Origin of the sequence: Pedobacter sp. Leaf216, assembly GCF_001421515.1 — a bacterium.
Lineage (GTDB): Bacteria > Bacteroidota > Bacteroidia > Sphingobacteriales > Sphingobacteriaceae > Pedobacter.
Genome location: NZ_LMKM01000023.1, coordinates 408337 through 433628 on the forward strand (window position 1 = coordinate 408337; position 25292 = coordinate 433628).

Sequence of the window (25292 nt, forward strand, 5' to 3'; positions counted from 1 at the left end):
ATTCGCAGCTCCTGTAAGCGTTACGGTATAGTTGGCAACAGCATTCGTTCCCTCTNGCAACAGCCGATACAGGAATGGTAACCGCTGAACTCAAAGTGGTATTCGCAGCTCCTGTAAGCGTTACGGTATAGTTGGCAACAGCATTCGTTCCCTCTGTAACTGTGGCATCACCGCTCAATGTCGCAACAGGACGGTCGTTATCTATGATCGTTGCCGTTCCTGTTGATGTAGCAGCAGGAATGGTAACCTGAGTACCGATGCTAGTGCCGTTCAACGTAACTGTAAAGGTTTCATCAGCCTCGGCAATATTGTCATTGATCACCGGGATACTGATTGTTTGGATAGCCCCACTTGCCGAGTTGGCCGGGAAACTGATTGTCGCGTTGGTCGATCCCGTATAATCCGATCCAGCGGTTGCGGTACCATTTGCAGTTGAGTAAGTAACCGTAAAAGCGTTCTGTACCGCACCTGTTAAGGTAACGGTAAATGTAGCAGGTCCGTTCGCCTCTCCTACCGAAACGGTTGGCGTAATGGCAACAGTGGCAAAATCGTTATCGTTTATAGTGGTAATCTGAGAGGTGGTTGTACCAAGTAAGGCAGGGCCAGTAGGCGTACCGATGCTAACCGTATAGTTTTCTGTTGGTTCAGAAATATTGTCGTTTACGATTGTGACCGTGAATGCCTGTGTGGCAATGCCAGATGCGTTAAGCACCGTACCAGCAGCAAATGTTACACTTGCAGGTACATTGCTGTAGTCGCTTGTTAGCTGGGCCGTACCCGCAACAGCCGATACAGGAATGGTAACCGCTGAACTCAAAGTGGTATTCGCAGCTCCTGTAAGCGTTACGGTATAGTTGGCAACAGCATTCGTNTACCCGCAACAGCCGATACAGGAATGGTAACCGCTGAACTCAAAGTGGTATTCGCAGCTCCTGTAAGCGTTACGGTATAGTTGGCAACAGCATTCGTTCCCTCGGTAACTGTGGCATCACCGCTCAATGTCGCAACAGGACGGTCGTTATCTATGATCGTTGCCGTTCCTGTTGATGTGGCAGCAGGAATGGTAACCTGAGTACCGATGCTAGTGCCGTTCAACGTAACCGTAAAAGTTTCATCAGCCTCGGCAATATTGTCATTGATCACCGGGATACTAATTGTTTGGGTAGCCCCGCTTGCCGAGTTGGCCGGGAAGCTGATTGTCGCATTTGTCGATCCCGTATAATCAGATCCGGCGGTTGCAGTACCATTTGCCGTTGAGTAAGTAACCGTAAAAGCGTTCTGTACTGCGCCTGTTAAGGTAACGGTAAATGTAGCAGGACCGTTCGCCTCTCCTACCGAAACGGTTGGCGTAATGGCAACAGTGGCAAAATCGTTATCAGAGATATTTACTGTAGCTGTAGCATTAGCAGGTGTTGTAGTAATCAAAACACCATTATCAGCTGATGATAGTGTTAATATAACGCTTTCAGATCCTTCCACTAAATTATCATCAATAACCGCTAGTGGAATAGTTACCGATGTTGCATTAGCAGGAATCGTAGCGGTACTAGCTATCGTATAATCACTACCAATTGAAGCTGTGCCAGATATGGTATAGTTAATCACAGTAGGGTTAGCCGATGCATTTTGAATAGTAAAGGTGTAAGAACCCGCAGCTCCTCCTTCAGTAACGGTTGGTGTAGCCGTAGATACAGAAACATAATTCACGACCGAAACAGTTGAATTGTATTGAATATTATTACAAGATTCGGTAGCAGTTCCATTTTTACATTCAAGATGAGGATCCGTTGGAGTTGACGTGGTATTAGGATCGGTAGCATCAGGATCTGTAGTATCGGCAGTACGGATCATACTAGCTTCAACCGGAATATTTTTGCCAGCTAAAGTGGATCCAACTGTACCGGTTATTGTGTATGTAGCAGTGCTACCGCTAACCATATTTAATTTGGCATTGAACTGACTTCCTGAAATAGAACCGCTTGTTTGACTTACTATTCCTCCTGTTGAAGATGATAATTGTGCATTCGTAACTGTAAAACCGGCAGGTGCAGTAAAATTAAAGCCAGCTCCCGTTACATCACTTGTGCTGCCGGCAGCTGTATTATTATTATTTTCAACAACGACAGTATACGTAACCGTGCTTCCAACTGCAACAGGTGTGTTGAAAGTAGGTGTGATACTATTTGTTCTTAAATCTGCTACAGCAATATTGATATTTACAGGCTTAGTAACCTCTGCACCCATAATGTAAGCATAAGTATCAAGAGATTTTTCATTACCAAATGATTGATTCCCCGTACCACTATTTCCAGCCCCCGTACCTGAACCGGAAACATAAGAGCCCCATTTGTGCCCTCCATTTCCAGTTGTGGAAGATGAACCCGTAGTTTGTACAACTGGATTAGAACTTGAAGCTAATGTTCCTGCACCGGAGATATTGCTATCATTCCAATAAACAATATCGCTATAAACCTGCGGACTCGAATTACCACTTTGAACAATATAATTATTGGTATTTTCAGTTAATTCTATTATAATACCATTTGGATTAATCTCCATATCAATATAAGGAAAGTGAACCTCAGCAGTTAATAGCCTTACCTTAATATTACTAATGACAGTTCCCGCTGGAAGATCAGCACCAGCACCATCTTTACCATCCCAAACTACTGAATTGGTAGACCCTGCAAATGCGTCACCTGTTAAAACTCTCGGGGTAGCTGCCGGAATCGTAATTTGGTAGGTACCATTCTCTGATGCTGTGAACGTAATAGTTGCCCCTTTCCTTCCAGCTTTATCTACTGTACCTTCTTTACCAGTCAATGCAATATTCGAAATGGTTGGTGTCGTAGCTGTTTTTTTTAGCCAGGTAGTTGTTGTTGTATTTGGACCATCCAAGGATACATTTTGGTCAGTAGTTGGAAGATCTGTTGCAGGTGCTAAATAAAAAATCTTATGTGTTATCTGAATTGATGGATTAGAAAGATCCTGAGTTGTAGGGTCTTTAACCGCAGCAGCAACAGCTGGTCTTGTTGAGGCATCCAAACTCTTAAATGTCGGGTTTCCACTGGCATCTATAAAACCTTTATTGTTCGCAAAAAATGAAAAGAATGCGCCATGAGCACCATTTGTTTTAACTCGATAAGCACGCCCATTTTTAGTCAAAACATAATTATTTCCATAGTATCCTGTAGAAAAATCTGCATTATATACCATTAGATTTAATACATTAGCGTAAACCCTACCAGGAATTGGTGCCGGAATTGTACTTAAAACTGTTATATCCCAGGCCGCAATCATATTAAAGCTATTGGCAGTGGTTGGGGCTGTCCAATCTACATTTGATAGAATATTTGTAGTTCCTGTCTCAGTTGTATTAATTGCAGGAGCATTCACGTCTCCAACTGGAAGAAACTCAACTTTGTAAACACCTGTTACTGGAACTGTATAGTAGGCTGGTGTATAACGATTTGGGGTGGCATCTGCCACTGTATACTTTGGACCAGCAACTTCATTAGCTCTCGTATTTATACGTCCTACGGTAGTACTTGTAGCTACCGGAATATTAGCTCCTGTAGGGCTAGTCAATCTAATAGCTGCATTGCCGACACCAGCTGAACTGAAGGCCATTGCAAGTCGTTCACCAGCATTAGCATATACATAGTGAGCACCTAAAGTTTTAAATGGCCAGGAATTGATAGTTGTACCGTCCGTAGTATAAGAATTGCTATACATAAAGGCTCTTCTACCAACTGTAGTTCCTTGGTATAAATCCTTACTACCATCGGCAAATGCTGAATTCAAATTCGTAAAAAGAAGTAGAACGGCTAAAAGCAGTAACTGCACAAAATATTTACCGAAAAAGCTCGCTAAATTATTGTTAGTCCTCGAAAAATTTCGCGCAGGGGTACGCGAAGAGAGTAAATTTTTATTCATACACGGGATAATAGGGACTTACATCACTTGGAATGATGCAATTTGCAATAGTTATTTGTCGGTTATCAGCGTTACCTACGTAATCTCAAAACCTATGGTTTTAAAAAAAATGAAAAAAATTAAAACAATTTTGAAATTTTGTTCATTCCATTCATTTCAAGCCGCAAAGATATATTATTCCGTATCATAATTTTTACCTCCCTCCCAAAAAATGTCGTATTTAAAATACAAAAAGTACCGAATTTGATTTTTATCATCATTAAATTGCGTTTGCTAGTAATTAGACAGGTTTTTGAAAGTGTTGAAATTGAGAGAAGTTTGATTCTAATCAATTACTTTTCAACAACTTATAGCTATATAATTGTTGTGTCATATTGAAGAATTAATTTCAAAATATGATAAGTACCAAATATGCGCAATCATTTAACTAATCATTAATAAAATTACTTATAAATCCTTTTAGTAAAACTTACAGGCAGCCACTGATAAAGTTATCAGGCACTCAATATCAAAATGAAAACGTTTAACAAAACTTTGCCTTTAAGAGATTGTTAGTTATACATAAAACATGATTATGAAAACTAAAAGCAAAGAAAATACGGAAAAAACTAAAGGCACCTCTAAAGAAAAGGCATCATTTGATCAAAATGGGGAGGGTGCAGCGCCTAAATATGGCCAATCAGGCTCTACCCCGAACGAATCCGGAGAGAGCGGAGTTGGTACGACTAAAAAAAATAAAGAAAACTAATGCAATAAGATAAAAAGAGTGCTAACACTCTTTTTATCTTTCATAGATACTCATCTTTTCAGCAAGCTCTATAATGCTCTTTATTTTTAATTTCTGAAAAAGTCTTAGTTTGTAAGTACTTACTGTACCCATTTGAAGATTTAGCTGATTGGAAATTTCCAATACGCCAATGCCTTTGGTAAGTAATTCTGCAACTTCAAGCTCGCGACCAGAAAGTTTTGTAAATGGATTATCTGCATCATTACCCAATATGCTGTTAAACATATTTTCTTTAACATTTCTGCTCGAATAACGGCTGCCAGCTAAAATGGTAGTAATTGCGGTTACAATTTCCGATTCTTCCGCATTTTTGGTTAAATATCCTGATGCGCCAGATTTTAAATAAGGAACAGCATAAATGTTTTCATTTAATGAAGAAAATACAAGGATTTTCGCATTTGGCTGAACCAATTTTAACTGATCGATAACCTTAAGGTTGTTACCGCCAGGTAAATTTACGTCGATGATAATTAAACTCGGCGACTTTTCTGCTTCTACAAGCGCCTGCTCCATAGTGGAAGCATGAATGATCTCGACACCAGGCCAAAAATCTGATATTAAACCTTTTAGGCCACGACGGATGATTTCGTGATCATCAGCAATGAGCACACTAAAAGTACTTACGGCATTTTTTGTTTTCATTATTTATAAGAATATTTCTGCAAGTTAATAAAAAGTTATTTTTTTGTACGCAATTGTAGTAAATTTTTCGTTCAATTATGTAAATATTATTATACACAAAATTAAAATTCTGTTAAAAAATAACCTAACACCAGAATTACCAGATTGTTTGGAGCTATAAATAATCAATAAAAACCTGTTTTATTGATACCAAAAACACCCAAATTCCTCATCATCAACTTAACCAAAATGAACTTTGTTATGCATCTCTAAAAACTTTCTGCTCTACATCGGCAGCATATTAACCATAAATACCGCTTAAGATCACATAATTAAACAATATGTGTAAATTTTGGTAAACCGTTAAACGTTTAAATATTATAAGCTTAAAAATTTCGATAACAAACCTGTATTAAATATTAGAAATAAAACACATTGTATATGTTATTTCCTTACAGAAATACATCATTATTTTAGCAAGTACGATTATTGACAAAAATCAACAACAATATTAAAACCATATAACTTATTATACGCGTTTTAACTAAAAATAGAAATGGTGAACTTGGTAAATTGATTATCGAATAACAACCTTACACGAGAATACATTCAAGAGAGAAAATAAATTTAGAAATGATTTTTTAAATTTTAGCTCTGATCCTACTAAGCGTTTCAAGCCGAATGGCTAAAAATGAAGCAATATGCTTTAAAGAAACCCGGTTAATTAAACCAGGAAAAGACACTAAAAAACGTTTATACCTTTTTTCAGCAGATGAAATTCTACATAAATAAGCCCTTTCCTCAGCCGAGCGGTAATACACTTCCATCATCTTCCTCCCTACAACATTGGCTTCAGGAAAATTCTCGTATAAATACTCTGAAAGTACATGTGGTATGGCAATTAAATCAACATCTTCCAAAGCCTGCAAATATTCCTCCGAATCACTATCTATCCATAAGTTACGAATCGTACCAACCACCTCATTTTCTTTGGCAATCCAGGTGGTAATTTCGCTGGTTCCATCCTTTACAAAGCCTCTAACTACACCTTTTACAATCAAAAAAAGGAATTTATTACGGTCTACCGGAGAAACTAAAAATTTATTCTTTTTGTAACTTACAGGAAAAGTGTGTTGATTGATGCGTTTTTCAATTTCAATGTTTAAAGGATGAAATTTTTTGAAAATTGAAACCACGGGAGAAAAATTATTATATTTCTTCCATCTATCTTCATCAGATAAGTTGACTGCGAGCATATGAATACGGTTGGGACAGACAAATTCTGCGTTTTAAGCAGAATAACAATGTAATGATAAGAAGATAGAATTGAAAAAAGAAGTTTTTTTTGACATTTCTCAATTTTTTCGGCCTTACAATATCTTTTCTACCCCTAGGCCAAACAAGGCGAAATCATATTTTACAGGATCCGAAGGATCAAATTGTTTCAAATTATCGGTGAGTTCAACCGCCGTAAGCCAGTCAGTTTGCTTTCGGTTAATCAATCCCAACAAACGCCCTACCCTATCCACATGCACATCGCATGGGCAAATTAAATCCTTTGGTTTAAGCGTATTCCAAATGCCAAAATCCACACCATTATCATCTGCCCTAACCATCCACCTTAAAAACATATTTAGGCGTTTACAGGTCGATTTTTGCTTTGGCGAAGAAATATGCTTTTTAGTGCGGTGCGGAAAATCCTCCAAGGAGAAAAAATAGGCCCTAAAGTGATTTAAAGCCTGCTCAATTGTGAAAGTTAATGTTCCGGATAAGCAAACTTCTGAAGCGTATTCAATTTCACTTCCAATGGATGAAACCGCTAAATATTCTGATAAATAAGTATCTTGCTGAGGCACAAATGCCTGTTCCAAACTATAAAAATGCTGATAATGCTGTTTAAAAAATGAAATAAAATAGAGTAAATCAGTATCGTTAAAAGTACGGTGCTTAAAATTTAGCAACCGCTTTAAATCATCATCTGTATGGTTAACCACAAAATCATAAGGAGCATTATCCATGCGGTTAAGCAATTCCTTACACTTATTAATGATGGTTTTACGCTGGCCCCAGGCCAAAACAGCAGCAAAAAAACCTGCAATTTCAATATCCTGCTTTTTATCAAAAAGATGTGGAATACAAACAGGGTCATTTGCTATAAAATCTGGTCGGTTGTACTGATCAACTTTACTATCCAAAAAATTTTTCAGCTCTAAAAATTGCATTGTTAGTTTTGATTAGACGTGAATTTCTTCCTTCTCCTTAGCTGTAATTTGGAACAAATTGAATAGCCTGATATCTTTTTGAAGGTTCAATAAAAATTACGTCATTTCGACTGAAACGCAGTGGAGCGGAAAGATCTACCTAAATAAAGATTCCTCAACTTCATTGTACTCCAATCGAAATGACGGCAATTTATTACACTTAGCCTAAGCCAATGCGCGTTCCAGATCTTCCAAAAGATCATCAATATCCTCTACCCCAACGCTTAAACGCAAAAGGTTATCGGTAACGCCTACTTTCTCTCTTTCTTCCTTAGGAATTGAGCCATGAGTCATTGTTGCAGGGTGATTGATTAAGGATTCTACCCCACCTAAAGATTCGGCAAGGGTGAATACCTTAAAATTAGATGAAATTCTAAATGTTTCTTCCAAATCTGCACCTTTTAAGGTAATTGAGATCATTCCTCCAAAACCACGCATTTGTTTTTTAGCGATATCATGGTTAGGATGGTCTTCAAAACCCGGCCAGTAGATTTTATCAACCTTTGGATGAGTTTTTAAATAACGGGCAATGCGCTCACCGTTTTCGCAGTGCGCTTTCATTCTTAAATGAAGCGTTTTAATGCCTCTTAATACCAAAAATGCATCTTGCGGACCAGGGGTTGCACCACAGGCATTGTAAATAAACCAAAGGTCTTTATACAATTGCTCATCATTTGTTACCAACGCCCCCATCACCACATCAGAGTGACCACCAATGTACTTCGTTACCGAATGCATCACAATATCTGCTCCTAAATCTATAGGGTTTTGCAGGTATGGTGAAGCAAAAGTATTATCAACTGTAAGAATTAAGTTTTTCTCTTTTGTAATTTTTGCCACACCTTCAATATCTATAATTTGCATTGTTGGGTTTGTAGGGGTTTCAATCCATACCAACTTCGTTTTATCATTGATATAAGACAACATATTTTCTGGCTTCGAAAGATCCAGAAAATGGAATTTGATGCCATATTTGGTATAAATTTTTGTAAAAATACGATAAGATCCTCCGTAAAGGTCGTTTCCGGTAATAACCTCATCGCCAGGCTGCAATAGTTTTAATACGGCATCAGTTGCACCCATTCCACTCGAAAAAGCCAAACCATATCTGGCATTTTCCAAAGCAGCTAAACAGTCTTCCAAAGCTTTACGTGTTGGATTTGTTCCCCTCGAATATTCATATCCTTTGTTATCGCCGGGAGATTTTTGCCAATAAGTAGAAGTTTGGTAAATCGGTGTCATTACAGCACCAGTTGTTGGATCAGGCTCTTGACCTGCATGTATAGCTTTGGTTGCGAATTTCATTTTTTTTCAGATTTGAGATGCGAGACTTAAGATGTAAGATGAGATCCATTCTCAAATCTAACATCTCAAATCTCATGTCTAATTAATATGCTCTAGCGAACAATACCCTTTGGATTGAAGGCTTGCCTGAATAAATACATACCCCATCTTCCAGTTTATTATCTAAAGGAATACAACGTATGGTTGCTTTTGTTTCTTCTTTTATTTTTTGTTCTGTTTCTGGTGTACCGTCCCAGTGCGCTGAGATAAAACCTGCTTTGGTATCTAAAAGCTCTTGGAACTCTTCGTAACTATTGGCCTCAGTTATATGTTCATCACGATAAGCCAGTGCCTTGTTAAACATACTTTGCTGAATATCTTCCAATAATTTGATGATGTAGATATCCAATCCTTCCTGAGGTACAGTTTGTTTTAACTTGGTATCTCTACGGGCAATTTCTACCGTTTTATTTTCTAAATCCCTACCGCCAATGGCAACACGGATTGGCACACCTTTCAATTCATAATCAGCAAACTTAAAACCAGGTCGCTGTGTATCTCTGTCATCATATTTAACAGAAACGCCCATTCCCTTTAACCGCATGGTTAACTCATTTACATAAGTAGAAATTTTGGCAAGATCCTCATCACTCTTATAAATAGGAACAATTACAACCTGGATTGGTGCCAATTTTGGTGGAATAATTAAACCGGAATCGTCACTGTGTGCCATAATTAAAGCACCCATTAACCTGGTAGAAACACCCCATGATGAAGCCCAAACGTGATCGAGTTTTCCATCTTTACCAGTAAATTTAACGTCAAATGCTTTAGCAAAATTCTGGCCCAAAAAGTGCGAAGTACCTGCCTGTAAAGCTTTACCATCCTGCATCAATGCTTCAATACAATAAGTATCTAACGCGCCCGCAAACCTTTCATTTGGCGATTTACGCCCCCTGATTACAGGAACTGCCAACCAGTTTTCGGCAAAATCGGCATAAATGTGCAACATGCGTTCCGTTTCTTCAATTGCTTCCTGTGCAGTAGCATGTGCAGTATGGCCCTCTTGCCATAAAAATTCTGCAGTACGTAAAAACAACCTCGTACGCATTTCCCATCTTACCACATTGGCCCATTGATTAATCAATATCGGCAAATCGCGGTAAGACTGAATCCATCCTTTATAGGTATTCCATATAATTGTTTCTGAGGTAGGACGAACGATTAACTCCTCTTCCAATTTGGCAGTTTCATCAACCACAATGTTCCCGTTACCGTCATTTTTTAAGCGATAATGTGTTACAACGGCACATTCTGTCGCAAAGCCCTCAACATGAGAAGCTTCCTTAGAAAAAAATGACTTTGGGATGAATAATGGAAAATAGGCATTTTGGTGGCCTGTATCCTTAAACATTTTATCTAAAACAGCCTGCATTTTTTCCCATATGGCATAACCATTTGGCTTTATAACCATGCAACCACGTACAGCAGAGTGCTCTGCCAAATCTGCTTTTAATACAATATCATTATACCACTGGGAATAATCTGCTTCTCTGCTTGTAATTTCTTTGCTCATGTTATGTATTTGGAACGTAATTTGTGTGTTTAAAAGTGTAAAATTCGCTGGCAAATTTATAAATTTATGCCTACAAAATATTAAGAAATTAATATCTATTATTTTTGCTCATTTTTGACTAAATTACCAGTTAAGAATTATTTACCATTAAACTTGTTTATTCATTCGTGAACACACACAACTAAATATAAACACAATGAAACCAATTAAATTTTTACCCATTGTTATGATTGCTGCCGCTGGGTTGGTGGCATCATGCTCAACATCAAAATTGGCTCAAACTAAGCCGGCAGATGATGTTTATAATTCTGTTGCCAAGGCGCGGGAAGTTGAGGTTGCTTTACCTCCTCAAAATCAACAGGCACAAAATCAAAATCGCGGTCAGGAAGAGTACGATGAATATTATGGAACCAGTAATCCTTATTACGATATGGATTATTCTTCAAGGATAAACCGTTTTTACAATGGTTACAGTTTCCAAAGTTATTACGATCCTTATTTCGATAATTATTACTCTGGCAGCAGCTATGGCCCGTCTAACTATCTTGGTTATGGCCTGGGTTGGAGCAGTGGATACGGTTTAGGTGGCTGGGGCGGAGGTTTCGGTTACAGCAACATTTGGAGCAATCCATTCTATTATGGCAACTTTGGCTACGGATGGAATAATCCTTATGGATGGAACTCTTGGGGACCAAACTCTTATTACGACCGTTATGGTTGGGGCGGTGGATACTACGGCGGTGGCTGGGGTATTGGCGGCGGATACTATGGTGGCGGCGGTGTGTATACCAACAGAGGTTACAACAGACCAAGACCAGGTAGTGATGACAGAGGTACACCAAGATATGGAAACGGTAATGGCGGCAATGTAGGCAGACCGAGCAGATCTGGTGTTGGTAATCCAAATGGTGGAGTATCTTATGCACCAAATAATAATGCTGGCCGACCAGCAAGAAATCAAGGTGGCGTTTACACACAAGGTCAAGGTAACCAAAGTGGCAGACCAACCAGAAATGATAATTATTCACCTCAAGGTACACAAGGCAGCAGACCAACCAGAAACGAAAATTATACACCACAACAACCAGCAAGAACTGAAAGCAGACCATCTTATTCACCTCCACCATCAAATGGCGGCGGCGGTGGCTCTAATGGCGGCGGAGGCGGCGGCGGTGGTTCTAGACCATCAAGAGCTGGAAGAGGTTAATTATAAAATCTAAACACACAAATGAAAAAAATCATCCTTGCTTCTCTAGTAGCTACAGTAGCTACTATGGGAACAACATATGCCCAAAGTTATGCACCCGATGCATTCCGTTTCTCACAAACCAATTATGGAAGCTCTTCACGATTTAAAGGAATGGGCGGCGCACAAATCGGTGTTGGAGGCGATATTGGTTCAATCAATGCCAATCCGGCCGGATTAGGTTTATTTACTAAATCTGAATTCAGCATCACCCCTGAATTTAATTCCGTTTCGAACAATAGTGCATACTTAGGCAATAATATCAAAGCGAATAAAAGCCAGATTAACCTAAACAATATTGGCGTAGTATTTTATAGTCCTGCTGCAAAAATGAAAGGATCTGATGTAGATAAAGGTTTAGTAAGTACCGTTTTCGGTTTAAGCTATACCCGCAACAATGATTTTTTAAATAATATCAGCTATAATGGTACAAATACCAATAGCTCGATCAGGGATTCATATGTTGATCAGGCAAATAATAACGGAATTGAAAACTCTATTGCTGGCGATGCTTACAATAGTTACATCATCAATAGAAATACACCGACTTTTCCTAATCAATATTCTGCTGAACCCTATAATAACGCCAATTTTAAACAAAACTGGGATGAAGCCCGCTTAGGCTCTACTTCAGAATTTAACGTGGCAGGTGCCCTAAATTTTGGCAATAAGGTATATATTGGTGCAACCGCAAGTTTTGTTAATGTAAAATATACAAGTGATGCTACATTTACCGAATCAGGAATTCTAAATTCTTATAATGATGGTGCGGTTTTACCAAAAGTACCAACTTACAATGGAAATGAAAATTACAACCTTACCCATTTCAGAAATCAGGAAACTAAAGGTGGTGGTTTCAATTTAAAATTAGGTGCAATTTTTAGACCAGTAAGCGAATTAAGAATCGGTTTAAATTTTCAAACTCCTACATGGATGAATATTGAAGATAATACCAGTGAAACCTTACAGGCTACTACTGCTGGAAATGCCAATACTCCGCCAACAAAATCCAATAATCCAACCCAATATTATTCATTCACTTATAACCTGCGTACGCCTTTAAAAGCATCTGCGGGTGTTAGTTATGTAATTGCTGGTACGGCATTAATATCGGCTGATGTAGATTATATTGATTATTCTTCAATGCGTTTTTCTGATTCAAACGGATCTGATCTTTCTACAATCAACAGCAACAATGCTTTTATTAAAGAAGCTTATAAAGAAGCAGTGAATTATAGAGTTGGTGCAGAAGTAAAAGCAACTAATGAGTTAAGTCTTCGTGTTGGATATGGTGTAAATGGTAACGGTGTTAAAGGCGGCGATAATAAATTTTACCAGGGCCAATACTATACAGGTGGTATTGGATACCGTATAGATAACTATTATTTCGATGTGGCATACCAAAATTACAAAACAAATTTCAACTCAAGCCCATACTTGTTAGATGATTACAGCGAGCCTGTTGCAGATGTTAAAAGCAAAAGGAACAATGTATTTTTAACTTTTGGAGTAAGATTTTAAGATTACATAATAATTTAAAAAGGGCGAAGATTTTTAATCTTCGCCCTTTTTTTTTACCTAGCCTTTACCAATATCTCCTTTTCCCCATACACCACTCCCCCATCTGTAACGCCTTGCACAACAATTTTAAACTGTCCGGTTAAATCGCCGGTATTAAAAGTAATTGGGATTTCTCCATTAACCAATAACTGGTAATTCCAATATACCGTTGCAAAATTGATGGGTTCATTTTTATTATTTATATCGGCTACATAAAATTCTTTAGGAAGGTTTATTCCTTTTAAAATAGTGATGTTGGGTTTTGATTGCTGATCTGTACATCCTTGATAAACAGTTGTGCCTCCTCTACCATTTGCATAAGCTTTGCCTTTAACCGGACTGGTGTTTTCAAGATCGCCGTTGTGATTGGGGCAGTTTAAAATATTGTACCTGCAAACATAATCGCCGCAGCCATTTGCAAAAGCATTTTTGGCAAAATCGGTTCTGTCATCCCTGGTTTTCTTAATTACCACTTCTTTTAAGCTAATTCCGGCAACTGATGTTATACTTTGTGTATCCTCATTTAAAATGGCTGATTTAGTGGTTAGCGGTTCAAAATTTTGCTGCATCAAATACTTTTTTAATTCATCCTGTGGCTCTTTTATTTTAAGGTCGTACTGATCATATTTTGATGTAGCCATACTTAACCAAACAGGTACTTTTGGCGTTGCAGTAATCAGATTGGTAAATGGAATGCTGAATTGTCCTGCACTGTCTGTATTAAGAAAATAAAGGTTTTCTCCAGCTATTGTTGATAAACCCATCGGACTTTCCAGCAACTTTTTTTTCCGGGTAATGCTGCCTGAATAATCTAAACTGGAAATAATCTTATTTTTTTCAGTTTCTGCTACCACGCTTTGAGGCCATTTATATCTGCTCCATGTTTTAACCAACAAAACATCATTAAGGTATTTCTGATCAACATATTTTATACCCATCGGATGGTTGGGGAGTTTGTTTAAGTATTGCCCTAAATAAAAATAATCAATAATATTCTGATTGTTGCTGCCCGAAATCCTGTTGTATTGCACACAAGCAACTGATACCACTGCAGCAACAGGCTTATTATCTTTCAAAACATTGAGTTTTAAATTTACCTGATCCCTGGTGTTGTATTCATTTTTATCTGTAAATAATTCAGTTTGGTTAAGCTGATCATAATGTGCGAAAAAAATTCTTTCTGCAATTGGGCGGTAATTCGCATCTAAAACAGTTACAGTATGCAATCCAATTGGAACAGAATCCAACTTAAACTTTATACTTTGAATTTTATTTGTAGTCAGGTTTAACTCAGTATGAAGCAAAACAGAAGAAAAATTGTGCACCAGAACATGAACTTTAGTATTTGAATTACTTTCTAGCTGAACCCTGAAATAGCCATTTGCAATAGCAGAACCAGCACTTAATACCACACCATTTTGAAGTGGTGTTGGCAAATTAAATTTAACCTCAGCCTGATCTTTTGCCAAAAGTTTAACGGAATAACGATTTGGTAGTTGTGGACAAATTGAAAATGAACCAATTCCAATCGAACTGGTTTGTATGGTATCAATGGCCAAATCATTTTCATACAAAACAGCATTTGTTTGTATTACCGATCCATCTGCATCTTTTATTTCGAAACCTACATTAGATGTTAAATGATCAACAAGATAACCGCCTTCAGGATAAAACTGGACATTATAACTGGTTTGAGTTCTGATTGGAAGCGCAAGCTTCACGTACCTCACTTCTTTTCCTTTTTTAACCCTCACTGTAAGCAGATTATTTGCAGATGTGATTTTTTGGGCGGGGTAACTAATCATCAATTCGCCAATTACACTGCTTTTGGCAACACCAGTTTGCAAGCGTTCTTTATCGCCTCCAATCTGATACTTAACCTCAGCCCCTTCAACAAAACGGTTATCGCTTGATAAAACTTTTAACAAAGCTGTTCCATTTTTAGTTTCTTCATCGTAGGCTTTAAAAATGGAAAGGTTTGCCGTTAACGCATTTACGGTTGTAGATTTAATGGTGATCGGCTGTATAAATGCACCATCGGGTTGATTATTAATTTTAATATTGGTGTTTGCAACGAAACGATAAGCACCACTGGGCAACGAATCGGGAAGTGTTAATGCACCTAATGCAAAACCTTTATCAATTAAAAATTTCTGCTGAATAACAATTGAGCTGTCTTGATTATTAATCAGTGATAAATATAAAGTATGGTATCCATCTATACCAGTTATGGTTTTAAGCAAATAACCAGTAAACCAAACCTGATCATTATTGGTATATACATTTTTATCAAAGTGAACAAACAACTCAGAGGTTGCTGTTTTTGAAGCATAACGATCAAGATTTAGGGCAATGCTATCTAATTTTCTATCCTGAGCTTTTGCTTTTACAAAAAAAACGAATGCAAGAAATAATAGAATATAGAATTTTGACAGCATAATGGAATGATATGCCTAAAATTCAAAAATTTAATTCAAATTTTCAATTAAATAATTCCTTGCAGGCTTCCTCCGCTTTTTGCCAAAACATCCAGTTTCTTTTCTGTTTCAGCATCTTTAATTAATTCTGGTGCATGGTGGGGCTTTTTCCGTGCATCAATGATCAAAGCTCCTTTGCAACCCCAGTGCTTATTGATTGTAAAATCATTAATACCATAAATATCTGCTGCCGGATTACTTCTTGTAAAAGCTACCCAAACCAGGTTATCAACAGTAGCGGCTGTAAACTTGGCATCATCGGCCAATACTATTAAAGGCAATCCTGACAAATCCTGATCAATCAACGCCATATTTAGCAAAGCAATTTCAGCCGCAGTTTTTTCAGGATTCAAATATTTATTACTTTCTAAAACAAGTACGCCAGGCATGGCGATTTCAGGCTGATAAAACCCATCACTCAATTTCAATCCATCAGGAATTTGATTCCAAAGTTCACGCTTTTTATCGCCCGCGGCAGCTATTACAACTTTTGATCCGCTGTTTAGTCCGTCGCCACTATAATCAAGTGTATCAATTGTGGTATTGGTATAAAAATGAACATCCCGGGTTAAGTCGATCCGTGTTAGAATATGTTTAATAAAATCTTCAATATGATGGGTATTCAAATGTTGATCATCTTCCTTGGCTGCAATAAACAGGTATTTGGCCAAACTCAATTGGTTTTTACCCAAAATATGATTCGCGATAGTTAAAATTTCCTGCGGTCTTCTTTCCTTTAAATAGGGCGTATAACGCTCGCTACCAATGGCAAAAAGCAAAGGATGCACGCCAGCGGCATCAACAGCATGAACTTCTTTTAAACCATGTATTTCTTGTGGTATCGCCGAACCTGTAATTTCGTGAATTAAAGCACCGAAACTGGTATCCTCTTGCGGTGGTCTGCCTACTACGGTAAACGACCAGATGGCATCCTTTTTATGATACACATTATGTACTTTCATCAAAGGAAACGGATGCGTTAGGCTATAATACCCTAAATGATCACCGAATGGACCTTCTGGCTTATTTTCATTTGGATAAACAGTGCCCGTAATGATAAAATCTGCATCTGCAGAGATACAAAAACCTTCATCATCATAAAAATAACGGAATCTTCTATCCCCCAGGGCTCCCGCAAAAGTCATTTCAGAAAGGCCCTCAGGCAATGGCATAACAGCTGCTAAAGGGTGTGAAGGTGGGCCGCCGACAAAAACACTTACTTTTAAAGGTAAACCTAAGGCATTGGCTTTTGATTGATGCACGCCTATACCCCTATGAATTTGGTAATGCAAGCCAATCTCTTTATCCTGAATATAATCGTTTCCACCCAATTGAATGCGGTACATACCTAAATTGGCATTTAAAACACCAGGTTTATCTACATCCTCAGTGTATACCTGCGGCATGGTTACAAAAGGGCCGCCATCCATAGGCCAGTTTACAATTTGCGGCAACTGACTGATGGTCGTTTTTAAAAATTTATTTTTTGCAGAAGGTGTTTTAAGTGGCAGCGCAGAAAGTGCCGACATTGCCGTACCTGCATATTTGAAAGGATTCTTCAAAGCCTTCATCGGATCGTTTCTGAGCGAAACCAATTGTTGTACTTTTGGCAAAGTATCCCTGAAAATAAATTTTGAACGTTCTAAGGTACCAAACAGGTTAGAAACCGCCGGAAAAGGACTTCCTTTTACTTTTTCGAATAATATTGCAGGCCCCTTATTTTCGTAAACCCTTAAATGGATGGCTGCCATTTCTAAATAGGGATCTACTTCTTCTTTTATTCTGATTAAATGACCGTGCTTTTCAAGATCGGATACACATTCTGCTAAACTTTTGTATGCCATGCCCAAAGATAAATAATTAGATTTTCTGAGAAACAAAAAAGCCCTATATAAGCAGATTTTACAATAATGCTACTTATTTAGGGCTTTCAACAGGATAATTTGATTCTATTTTTTTCCTGCAAAAGAGCGTAACATCCAGGTGTTTTTCTCTTTAAATTGCATAAAGCGGTTTACCATATCATTCGAACCGTCGTCTCCGGCAGCATCAGTTGCATCTAAAAGTTCTCTTTCCAATTCAATCAATGTAGCCATATCGTCTAAAATTGCATCAACCATATCAAGGTCTTTAAGGCCAATAGTATCAATTTCTTTAATGTTAGATTCTTTAATGTAATCCGCAAAACGGCTATGTGGTGGTTTACCTAAAGTTAAAACCCGTTCGGCAATTTCATCAATGGTCAACTGCGCGTTGGTATATAATTCTTCAAACTTTACGTGAAGTGTAAAAAAGTTTTGCCCTTTAATATTCCAATGGCAACCTCTCAGTTTTTGGTAATGGATGTGGTAATTAGCCAGGTAATCGTTTAAAAGATCAACAACTGGTTTAACTTCTTTTTCGTTTAAGCTTATTTCTTTAGCGTCCATTTTGTTATTATTTATGGTGTATTTTAGTGTCTACCTAACAACCCAAATTTATAAAAGTTTTATCCAATTTTGTCTTTTGAACAATACGTTATTTATTAGATCGTTTAATATTCAATATTACAGGGAATAACAATTTTATAAACATTTGTTAATGAATAGCATACCAACATCAGCTTAATAAAGTCATCTTATTTTTACCCAAAAACGAGAAGCATAACATAGGCTGATTAACAATATTATTCGTATAATTGCTCCCTTTGACTTAAAAATTTACATAAAATAAATGCATAAAATATATTTATCTGCTGTGGTGTTATTTGCTTTAAACATTGCAAATGCCAAAGCCAGTACAGCAAGAGACTCTATCGGTGTAGAAAATAATAAAGGCAAAAAACTGATTGTTCACCAAACCGTTGCAAAGGATACTTATTATTCCATCGGACGGAGATATAATGTTGCCCCTAAAGACATTATGGCCTTTAACGATAATAAGTACCTTCAGGTTGGTATAATTATTAAAGTACCAACAAATATTCCTTTTACTGCAACAGGATCAACCGCTACTGCACAAACTCCAGGTGCTGCTACCGGCAATGTGATTGAACATACCATTAAAGCAAAGGAAAATTTAAATATGCTGGCCGAAAAATATGGCACAACCATAAACGAGATTAAAGCTTTAAATAACCTAAGCGGAAATAATTTAAGCATTGGTCAGGTATTGAAAATTCCTGTAAAAAATGGAGAACAAACTGCTACAGCTGCTCCTGTAACGCCGCCGCCAGTTAAAAACAATACAGAAACTCCACAAACCAACACACCATCTGCTGATCAAACCATGATTGAGCATACTGTTGCACCAAAAGAGTTTTTAGGTAAAATTGCCGAAAAATATGGTACTACCGTAGAGGAAGTAAAAAAAGCCAATAACCTTTCGGGAAATAATCTCCGTATAGGGCAGAAACTTAAAATTCCGGCAACTAAAAATATCAATGATAATAAGGTTGTAACAGCAACTGCTGAAGAAAAACCAGTTCAGGAAAATAAACCTACTGATGCATCAGGAACACATACTGTGCTCAGGAATGAAACCATTTTCACCATTGCCAAACAATATGGCATTACTGCTTATCAGATCAGAAAACTAAACGACCTCCCTGATAATGCGATTACCATTGGACAGGTTTTAAAAGTTCCGGGAGGTATTGTTGCCGAAGTTCAGGTTCCGGTAGAGAAACAGGCAGAAACAAAAGTTAAAGAAACACCAGTAGCAAAAGAAGAAAGTTTTATCCATACAGTAGCTACCGGAGAAAATATTTTTTCAATTGCAAAAAAATATAACCTAACTGCTTTTCAGATCAGGACAGCTAATAAATTGGAGGATAATAACATCAAAGTTGATCAAAAACTGATTATCCCGAAACCACCACAACCAAAGTCGGTTAATGATGCTTCGAAAGAAGACCAGGAGAATGAACCGGACAGTACCATGGTAAAAGATCCCAAACTACGTCGCGATCCGAGTGTTTATGGCTTGAGTCAGATCGAGGAAAAAGGTACCGCCGTATGGATTGCCGATCAGGATCTTGATGGCACAAAAATGCTGGTTTTACACCGCACAGCACCTGTAGGAAGGGTAATTAAGATTACCAACCCAATGACAAACCGCACAACCTTTGCAAAGGTTGTTGGTAAATTTACAGAGAACGAATCCACAAAAGATGTTATCATTGTAATGACTAAAGCAGTAGCCGATTCACTGGGCGCTTTAGATAAACGTTTTTTCTGCAATTTAACTTATAGTGCTCAATGAGTTCGAACAAAAAGCCTTTCATTATTGGCATTGCCGGTGGTAGCGGATCGGGTAAAACTTTTTTCTTAAACTGCTTTCTTCATCATTTTAAACAAGATGAAGTAACGCTTGTATCACAGGATGATTATTACATTCCGGCTGGCGACATGACCCAGGAAGAAAATAAGCTCTACAATTTTGATCTGCCATCAACCATTGATAGCGAACAGTTTTTAAGAGATATAAAGCAATTAATGAGCGGTGAAGTTGTTTATAAAAAGGAATATAATTTTAACAATCCATTAGCTGTAGTTAAAATACTCGAAATTAAATCCGCACCAATAATTATTGTTGAAGGTCTTTTTATTCTTCACTTTAAAGAAATAGCTGCGCTTTTGGATCATACAATATTTGTTGATGCAGATGAACAGGTTGCTTTAGACCGGCGCATTAAACGCGATGGACTGGAACGCGGTTATCCCGAAGAAGATGTATTGTATAAATGGCACAACCATGTTGTACCCGCTTATAAAGAATACCTACTTCCCTATCGTGAAGCATGCAACAAAGTGGTGATGAACAACACCAACGAACCAGATGAAATTATCGCCATTACTGAAGATATTTCGAACGATTTAAGGAATAGTATTTTAGTAGATATACATTAAAATGAAAGAAGTCAAGTTTTTAAAACTTGACTTCTTTTTTTTCGTAAAGAATCGTTATTCCAACTTGATTTGGAATCATAATGCCTTTATAGCTTTACAGAATCTACTAAGCCCCCCTTCGGGCCAGAGAAGATCATCTTCGTCTGCCTGATTTGTATCCCCACAAACCACCACTTAATCCAACCTCATTTCAGGTATCTTCCCCCTTCGCTATTACCGTGGTTTGTGTCCCCACAAACCACCACTTAATCTAACCTCATCTCTGGGATCTCCCCTTCCACTACCAATCTCCCCGCAGTAGATTTTTGTATAAACTCGATACTCACACCAGGGGCACGCTCCAAAAGTTTAAAACCACCTTCAGGTAAAACATCTAAAACAGCCAGCTCAGTCACAATTTTTTTGATACACTTTACGCCCGTTAATGGCAATGTACATTTCGGCAACAACTTGCTTTCGCCTGCTTTATTGATATGCTGCATGGCTACAATAATATTTTTGGCCGATGCTACCAAATCCATTGCTCCTCCCATTCCTTTAACCATTTTACCAGGAATTTTCCAGTTCGCGATATCGCCATTTTCCGAAACCTCCATGGCACCAAGAATAGTTAAATCTACTTTCTGCGAACGGATCATCCCGAAACTCATCGCTGAATCAAAAATAGATGATCCGGGTAAGGTGGTAATGGTTTGCTTGCCGGCATTAATTAAGTCGGCATCCTCTTCTCCCTCAAATGGAAATGGCCCCATACCGAGTAAACCGTTTTCTGATTGTAACACTACGTTAATGCCCTTTGGAATATAATTGGCAACCAAAGTGGGTATACCAATGCCAAGGTTAACATAGTATCCGTCTTTTATTTCTTTAGCAATGCGCTGAGCGATCTCTTCTTTTGAAAACATAAAAATTGTAAATAATTGAATGTTGGATGATGGAATAACTGATTTTTTTAATGACTGAATGTTCGAAGCTGCTACTAAATTTCAGAGTCGTCACTCCTCTTCCTCACCGTTCGTTGTTCAATTCTTTTTTCGTAATCCTTACCCTGAAAAATTCGATGCACATAAATACCCGGTGTATGAATGTAATCAGGATCAAGTTCACCAGCCACTACCAATTCTTCAACTTCGGCAATGGTTATTTTACCAGCCATGGCCATTACAGGATTAAAATTCCGACTTGTTGATCGGAAGATTAAATTACCTGCTGTATCCCCTTTCCATGCTTTAACAATTGCAAAATCAGCATCGAATGCATATTCCATTAAATAATCTTTACCATTGAAATTGCGCACCTCTTTGCCTTCTGCCACTTCAGTACCCACGCCTGCGGGAGTAAATATAGCAGGCATACCATAGCCCGCAGCCAAACATCTGGTAGCCAAAGTACCTTGTGGAATAAGATCTACCTCAAGCTCGCCGCTAAGCAGTTGCCTTTCAAACTCCGCGTTTTCGCCCACGTAAGAAGATATCATCTTTTTAACCTGACGCTGTTTCAGCATTAAACCGATCCCAAAATCATCTACCCCAGCATTATTTGAAATACAGGTTAAATTTTTCACCTGTTTGGTTACCAAAGCATTTATACAATTTTCTGGAATACCACAAAGGCCGAAACCACCGAGCATGATGGTAGCACCGTCTGATATATCTTTGATGGCTTCTTCAGCACCAGATACCACTTTATTTATCATTTTATGAATTTTTGGTTAGTTTGCTAAATTACAAATTGCCTTCATAAATGATGCATTTATAATTTTTAAATCCAATAGGAATACTAATCAATTGGAATTAATCTAAATAACCATTATATTTGTGCTGCAATGATTTACGAGAGAGAAGATAGCCTATTCATTTTACCCACCGATCCTGAGTTTCAAAAAGGAATGGGTTTTATTTTCAGCTGCACTGCTGAGCACAAAAAATGTTGTGAGAAATTTAAAAAGGGTAAGCGTTGTAAAAAATGCCCCGGAAATAAAAAGAAATAAACTTATTTCGAAATTTCAATAATTTTATCGTCACTTCCATTACTGGTGCAGATATAAATCTTTCCTTCAGGTGATTGGCATACAGCCCTTATCCTTCCATACGTATTCACATAAAAATCTTTTGTAGCTGTAATTTTTGTTTGTGCCTCATCTAGTTTTAGCTGCATCAATTTGGTACCTTTTAGTACCGCCAACAAAAGCGAATTTTTAAATTGCGGTATATAATCAGAATTGTAATATGTTAATCCACTCGGTGCGATGGTTGGTGTCCAATTTATTAATGGTTCTGCTATCTTATTCAGGCTGCAAAAAGATTGTTCGTTACTTTCATTGCAAAACCCCTTGATGTTCGGCCATCCATAATTTCTCCCTTTTTCGATAATATTAATTTCATCATCAGAATCCGGTCCGTGTTCAGAAGAAAATATTTTGTCACCCACCTGAACTAATCCCTGCGCATTTCGATGCCCTAAACTACAAACCGGATTATTGGGAAAAGGATTATCAGCCGGGATTGATCCATCTAAATTTATCCTCAGGATTTTACCAGCCAGCGAATTTAAATTTTGAGGGTTGGCCGTATCAGAGGCATCGCCAGTACTGATAAACAGTTTACCGCCACTTATTAATAAACGCGATCCATTGTGGATGGAAGCTGCCGGAATTTGATCCAGTAAAGTCTGTGCACCTGTTAAATTGCCACTACTAAAAGTATACCGCACTACTTTAGCTTTGTAGGTGCTTCCGTAACCATAAATTACATAAACGTATGGGTTTGAAGAGAAATCGGGATGGAGTGCCATACCTAACAAACCGCCTTCGCCATTCGTACGCACTTCGCTTATGGTAAGTAATGGAGTAACCTGACCAGTTGAAGGATTTAAGCGACTAATTTTGCCGGCCTTTTCTGTAAACCAGATAAAGTTATCAGGACCATAAACCATTTCCCATGGTAAACTTAAACCAGAAACTAAAACCTTTGATTTTAACGTTACATCAGGTAGTGTTCCTGGATCTTCATTACCATCATTATCATTCTTTTTGCAAGTTGTGGCAACCATTACCACAAAAAGACAGAGTAAGATTTTTTTCATAACCGTAACGTTTTAAAAATAACTCAGTTACGGCCAAAAAAGTTTTATTATTTATCGCTCGCTCCGTCATTTCGAGCGAAGAAAAGCGCAGCCGAGAAATCTTTTTAAGGTAGATTTAAGCCTATCCAAAGATTTCTCCACTACGGTCGAAATGAAGGTTGGATAGAAATTCGACCCCCTTACTCTACAAAGTATTCGCCGCATACCGTCATCCTCGCGCAGGCGGGGATCTTAACACACCAGTATATATACCGTTAACCTCAGACATTACTCGAGTATTTCACCTCCTTACCGTCATCCTCGCGCATGCAGGGATCTTAACACTCCAGTATTATAAATACATCAAAACTCCCTATCAAATCGAATAACAACTTATCGCCCGCTCCGTCATTTCGAGCGAAGCAAAGTGCAGCCGAGAAATCTTTTAAGGTTTATTTAAGACTATTCAAAGATTTCTCCACTACGGTCGAAATGACGGTTGGATAGGAATTCGCCCAAGCCGTCATCCTCGCGCAGGCGAGGATCTTAACACACCAGTATTATATCAAGATCCTTATCAAATCGAATAACAATTTATCGCCCGCTCCGTCATTTCGAGCGAAGCAAAGCGCAGCCGAGAAATCTTTTAAGGTTTATTTAAGCCTATCCAAAGATTTCTCCACTACGGTCGAAATGACGGTTGGATAGGAATACGCACGCTATACTAATATCCCGTGTATTTCACCTCCTTACCGTCATCCTCGCGCAGGCGGGGATCTTAACACACCAGTATTATATTAAGATTCCTTATCAAATCGAACAAAATTTATCGCCCGCTCCGTCATTTCGAGCGAAGCAAAGCGCAGCCGAGAAATCTTTTTAATTTGCTTTAACCTTATCCAAAGATTTCTCCACTACGGGCGAAATGACGGTGGATAGGAATTCACCTCCTTACCGTCATCCTCGCGCAGGCGGGGATCTTAACACTCCAGTATTATATCAAGATTTCTTATCAAATCAAATAACAATTTTCATCGCCCTCTCCGTCATTTCGAGCGAAGCAAAGCGCAGCCGATAAATCTTTTTAAGTTGCTTTAAGCTTATCCAAAGATTTCTCCACTACGATCGAAACGGTTACAAGTGAATTCGCCCCACGCCGTCATCCTCGCGCATGCGGGGATCTTAACACTCCAGTATTATATTAAGATTCACTATCAAATCAAATAACGATTTTCATCGCCCGCTCCGTCATTTCGAGCGAAGCAAGCGCAGCCGAGAAATCTTTTAAAGATGCGTCAAGCCTATCCAAAGATTTCTCCTCTTCGGTCGAAATGACGGTTGGATAGGAATTCGCCCCACTTACTAATATTCAAAGTATTTCGCCGCATACCGTCATCCTCGCGCAGGCGGGGATCTTAACACTCCAGTATTATATCAAGATTTCTTATCAAATCGAATAAAAATTTTCATCGCTCGCTCCGTCATTTCGAGCGAAGCAAAGCGCAGCCGAGAAATCTTTTAAGTTTATTTAAATCTATCCAAAGATTTCTCCACTACGGTCGAAATGACGGTTGGATAGGAATTTGCCCCAC

16 protein-coding genes and 2 pseudogenes are annotated in these 25292 nt (G+C 38.1%); 5 read left to right on the forward strand and 13 right to left on the reverse strand.

Going from position 1 to position 25292, the window contains the following annotated elements:
• Window positions 1–56 precede the first annotated feature (56 nt).
• Both ASE74_RS25545 and ASE74_RS25550 read right to left on the reverse strand, forming a co-directional pair.
• Window positions 57–817: pseudogene (locus ASE74_RS25545) on the reverse strand (Calx-beta domain-containing protein); the annotation flags it as partial.
• A gap of 55 nt (window positions 818–872) precedes the next feature.
• A pseudogene (locus ASE74_RS25550) lies at window positions 873–3936 on the reverse strand (Calx-beta domain-containing protein); the annotation flags it as partial.
• A 574-nt stretch (window positions 3937–4510) separates the two neighbouring features.
• Between ASE74_RS25550 and ASE74_RS16995 the strand changes: the two are divergent.
• The gene (locus ASE74_RS16995; RefSeq protein WP_157255462.1) at window positions 4511–4684 is read left to right on the forward strand and encodes a hypothetical protein; all 174 of its coding nucleotides are present in this window, start codon (window positions 4511–4513) and stop codon (window positions 4682–4684) included.
• A 33-nt stretch (window positions 4685–4717) separates the two neighbouring features.
• Here ASE74_RS16995 and ASE74_RS17000 read toward each other — a convergent pair whose 3' ends face one another.
• The 5 genes from ASE74_RS17000 to proS all read right to left on the reverse strand — a co-directional run bounded on the left by ASE74_RS17000 (window position 4718) and on the right by proS (window position 10465).
• Complete coding sequence (locus ASE74_RS17000; RefSeq protein ID WP_055911493.1) at window positions 4718–5365, reverse strand: response regulator transcription factor; 648 nt, start codon at window positions 5363–5365, stop codon at window positions 4718–4720.
• A 620-nt stretch (window positions 5366–5985) separates the two neighbouring features.
• Window positions 5986–6600, reverse strand: coding sequence for a Crp/Fnr family transcriptional regulator (locus ASE74_RS17005; protein ID WP_055911496.1), 615 nt, complete (start codon window positions 6598–6600; stop codon window positions 5986–5988).
• A 114-nt stretch (window positions 6601–6714) separates the two neighbouring features.
• A complete protein-coding gene (locus tag ASE74_RS17010; RefSeq protein ID WP_055911499.1) occupies window positions 6715–7566 on the reverse strand; it encodes a TIGR02757 family protein in 852 nt (283 codons plus the stop codon).
• A 204-nt stretch (window positions 7567–7770) separates the two neighbouring features.
• The gene (locus ASE74_RS17015) at window positions 7771–8910 is read right to left on the reverse strand and encodes a cystathionine gamma-synthase (protein ID WP_055911502.1); all 1140 of its coding nucleotides are present in this window, start codon (window positions 8908–8910) and stop codon (window positions 7771–7773) included.
• 82 nt (window positions 8911–8992) lie between these two features.
• Entirely contained in the window at window positions 8993–10465 is a 1473-nt protein-coding gene (gene proS / locus ASE74_RS17020) for a proline--tRNA ligase (RefSeq protein ID WP_055911505.1), read from the reverse strand.
• 196 nt (window positions 10466–10661) lie between these two features.
• Between proS and ASE74_RS17025 the strand changes: the two genes are divergently transcribed.
• Together ASE74_RS17025 and ASE74_RS17030 are read left to right on the forward strand one after the other, a co-directional pair.
• The gene (locus tag ASE74_RS17025) at window positions 10662–11672 is read left to right on the forward strand and encodes a hypothetical protein (RefSeq protein WP_055911508.1); all 1011 of its coding nucleotides are present in this window, start codon (window positions 10662–10664) and stop codon (window positions 11670–11672) included.
• A 21-nt stretch (window positions 11673–11693) separates the two neighbouring features.
• On the forward strand, window positions 11694–13232 hold the full coding sequence (locus tag ASE74_RS17030) for an OmpP1/FadL family transporter (protein ID WP_055911511.1): 1539 nt from the start codon (window positions 11694–11696) through the stop codon (window positions 13230–13232).
• Window positions 13233–13285: 53 nt separating this feature from the next.
• On the opposite strand, the gene ASE74_RS17035 is transcribed toward ASE74_RS17030, so the two are convergent.
• The 3 genes from ASE74_RS17035 to ASE74_RS17045 all read right to left on the reverse strand — a co-directional run bounded on the left by ASE74_RS17035 (window position 13286) and on the right by ASE74_RS17045 (window position 18177).
• On the reverse strand, window positions 13286–15709 hold the full coding sequence (locus ASE74_RS17035; RefSeq protein ID WP_055911514.1) for a hypothetical protein: 2424 nt from the start codon (window positions 15707–15709) through the stop codon (window positions 13286–13288).
• 47 nt (window positions 15710–15756) lie between these two features.
• Window positions 15757–17592: a UbiD family decarboxylase gene (locus tag ASE74_RS17040; RefSeq protein WP_055911516.1), complete on the reverse strand. Its 1836-nt coding sequence runs from the start codon at window positions 17590–17592 to the stop codon at window positions 15757–15759.
• Window positions 17593–17697: 105 nt separating this feature from the next.
• Window positions 17698–18177, reverse strand: a complete 480-nt coding sequence (locus ASE74_RS17045; protein ID WP_055911519.1) for a Dps family protein — start codon at window positions 18175–18177, stop codon at window positions 17698–17700.
• A gap of 283 nt (window positions 18178–18460) precedes the next feature.
• On the opposite strand from ASE74_RS17045, the gene ASE74_RS17050 reads away from it, so the two are divergent.
• Window positions 18461–19990, forward strand: coding sequence for a LysM peptidoglycan-binding domain-containing protein (locus tag ASE74_RS17050; protein ID WP_055911524.1), 1530 nt, complete (start codon window positions 18461–18463; stop codon window positions 19988–19990).
• Window positions 19987–20637, forward strand: a complete 651-nt coding sequence (locus tag ASE74_RS17055; RefSeq protein WP_055911527.1) for a uridine kinase — start codon at window positions 19987–19989, stop codon at window positions 20635–20637. Before ASE74_RS17050 ends, ASE74_RS17055 begins: the two co-directional genes overlap by 4 nt.
• Window positions 20638–20882: 245 nt before the next feature.
• On the opposite strand, the gene ASE74_RS17060 is transcribed toward ASE74_RS17055, so the two are convergent.
• The 3 genes from ASE74_RS17060 to ASE74_RS17070 all read right to left on the reverse strand — a co-directional run bounded on the left by ASE74_RS17060 (window position 20883) and on the right by ASE74_RS17070 (window position 23721).
• Complete coding sequence (locus tag ASE74_RS17060; RefSeq protein WP_055911530.1) at window positions 20883–21542, reverse strand: CoA transferase subunit B; 660 nt, start codon at window positions 21540–21542, stop codon at window positions 20883–20885.
• Window positions 21543–21616: 74 nt separating this feature from the next.
• Window positions 21617–22333, reverse strand: coding sequence for a CoA transferase subunit A (locus ASE74_RS17065; RefSeq protein WP_055911532.1), 717 nt, complete (start codon window positions 22331–22333; stop codon window positions 21617–21619).
• Between the two features lie 296 nt (window positions 22334–22629).
• A complete protein-coding gene (locus tag ASE74_RS17070; RefSeq protein ID WP_055911535.1) occupies window positions 22630–23721 on the reverse strand; it encodes a sorbosone dehydrogenase family protein in 1092 nt (363 codons plus the stop codon).
• Window positions 23722–25292: the final 1571 nt, after the last annotated feature.

Bases quoted from the DNA above. Each gene is read 5' to 3' on its own strand.
- ASE74_RS17015 (WP_055911502.1), bottom strand. From the start codon at position 8,910: ATGAAATTCGCAACCAAAGCTATACATGCAGGTCAAGAGCCTGATCCA.
- ASE74_RS17055 (WP_055911527.1), top strand. From the start codon at position 19,987: ATGAGTTCGAACAAAAAGCCTTTCATTATTGGCATTGCCGGTGGTAGC.
- ASE74_RS17035 (WP_055911514.1), bottom strand. From the start codon at position 15,709: ATGCTGTCAAAATTCTATATTCTATTATTTCTTGCATTCGTTTTTTTT.
- ASE74_RS17030 (WP_055911511.1), top strand. From the start codon at position 11,694: ATGAAAAAAATCATCCTTGCTTCTCTAGTAGCTACAGTAGCTACTATG.
- ASE74_RS17065 (WP_055911532.1), bottom strand. From the start codon at position 22,333: ATGATAAATAAAGTGGTATCTGGTGCTGAAGAAGCCATCAAAGATATA.
- ASE74_RS17005 (WP_055911496.1), bottom strand. From the start codon at position 6,600: ATGCTCGCAGTCAACTTATCTGATGAAGATAGATGGAAGAAATATAAT.
- proS (WP_055911505.1), bottom strand. From the start codon at position 10,465: ATGAGCAAAGAAATTACAAGCAGAGAAGCAGATTATTCCCAGTGGTAT.
- ASE74_RS17025 (WP_055911508.1), top strand. From the start codon at position 10,662: ATGAAACCAATTAAATTTTTACCCATTGTTATGATTGCTGCCGCTGGG.
- ASE74_RS17050 (WP_055911524.1), top strand. From the start codon at position 18,461: ATGCATAAAATATATTTATCTGCTGTGGTGTTATTTGCTTTAAACATT.
- ASE74_RS16995 (WP_157255462.1), top strand. From the start codon at position 4,511: ATGAAAACTAAAAGCAAAGAAAATACGGAAAAAACTAAAGGCACCTCT.
- ASE74_RS17070 (WP_055911535.1), bottom strand. From the start codon at position 23,721: ATGAAAAAAATCTTACTCTGTCTTTTTGTGGTAATGGTTGCCACAACT.
- ASE74_RS17040 (WP_055911516.1), bottom strand. From the start codon at position 17,592: ATGGCATACAAAAGTTTAGCAGAATGTGTATCCGATCTTGAAAAGCAC.
- ASE74_RS17060 (WP_055911530.1), bottom strand. From the start codon at position 21,542: ATGTTTTCAAAAGAAGAGATCGCTCAGCGCATTGCTAAAGAAATAAAA.
- ASE74_RS17000 (WP_055911493.1), bottom strand. From the start codon at position 5,365: ATGAAAACAAAAAATGCCGTAAGTACTTTTAGTGTGCTCATTGCTGAT.
- ASE74_RS17045 (WP_055911519.1), bottom strand. From the start codon at position 18,177: ATGGACGCTAAAGAAATAAGCTTAAACGAAAAAGAAGTTAAACCAGTT.
- ASE74_RS17010 (WP_055911499.1), bottom strand. From the start codon at position 7,566: ATGCAATTTTTAGAGCTGAAAAATTTTTTGGATAGTAAAGTTGATCAG.